The 1,026-nt window shown below is 72.6% G+C and carries 1 protein-coding gene; it reads right to left on the bottom strand.

Annotated elements, in window-relative coordinates:
• Positions 1-877: DUF222 domain-containing protein (locus G6028_RS12075; RefSeq protein ID WP_241730716.1), on the bottom strand; the 877-nt coding region annotated here is incomplete at its 3' end.
• Positions 878-1,026 lie beyond the last annotated feature (149 nt).

Raw genomic sequence — 1,026 nt, 5'->3', positions numbered from 1 at the left:
GTCCGGCCGGACCGCTGCCCGCGTGCCGGCCACCGGCTCCGGCTCCGTCGCCGTCTCCGTCGCCCTGATCGCCGGTACCGAGGATCGCATCGACGAGGGCATCCGCCCGGTGCTGCTGGCGGGTACGGGGATGCGGGTCGTACGCCGGCCCGGTGCCGGTGCGGACGGCCTCGATCCGGGCCCGCTTCTCGCGATCGAACCGCTCCCCGGCGGTGTGCCCGAGCGCCTCGTGGATCGCGGACGCCTCGGTCGAGGTGAGGTGCGCACGGAGCTCGGCCATGCCGTCCACCCCGCGCCGGACGCTGACCCGACGCTCACACGCCGCGGCAGCACGCCGGGCCAGGACCCCTTCCGGGTCGAAGTCCGCGATGATGCTGTCGGTCTTGGCCAGGATCGCGTTGCGGCCGGGTCGCTCGCCGGCGTCGACGGAGTCCAGCAGCCAGTCCACGACCAGTCGGTGCACAGCGTCCAGGACGGAGGGATCGACTGTCCGCATCTGCCGGACGAGCATCCCCGCCGTGCGCTCGTCCAGCAGGCCGGACCCCATCGCCTCGACGATCCTCGGGAAGCTGATGACGAGATCCCGGGCCAGCGTGAGCATCGCTGACGCGCGGTGGTGATGAACACCGTAGGTGGCGACCAGTTCCGCACAGGCGACGTCGAACGGGTCGAGCACCGCGTGGTCGCGCGGGCGCTCTGGCCCGTCGGGGTCGTAGTACCCGGCCTCGACGTCTCGGGCGAACTGCTGCTCCTCGCACAGTGCCAGGAGATCGTGGCAGGCCTGCAGACGGGCGGCAGCGGCGCGGTTCTCCGTGCGGAGGGCGTCGAGGGCGGCCAGGCCGGCCGCCGCGATCCCCGAACCGTGTTCTGCCGACATCCGGCTCCCCCTTCTGCGATAGCGAGGCGATCGCTCGTGTGTTCGATAGGGAAACACTAGCAACGGGGTACGACATGGTGGTTCGACCACGACCGATGCGAATGACGCGCCGGGGCGCCGGGCGCCGGGCGCCGGGGCGGCGGGGCGGC

Origin of the sequence: Dietzia cercidiphylli (assembly GCF_014145145.1) — a bacterium.
Lineage (GTDB): Bacteria > Actinomycetota > Actinomycetes > Mycobacteriales > Mycobacteriaceae > Dietzia > Dietzia natronolimnaea.
Note: the sequence above shows the minus strand (reverse complement) of the source record. Positions and strands in the feature narration are given on the sequence as shown.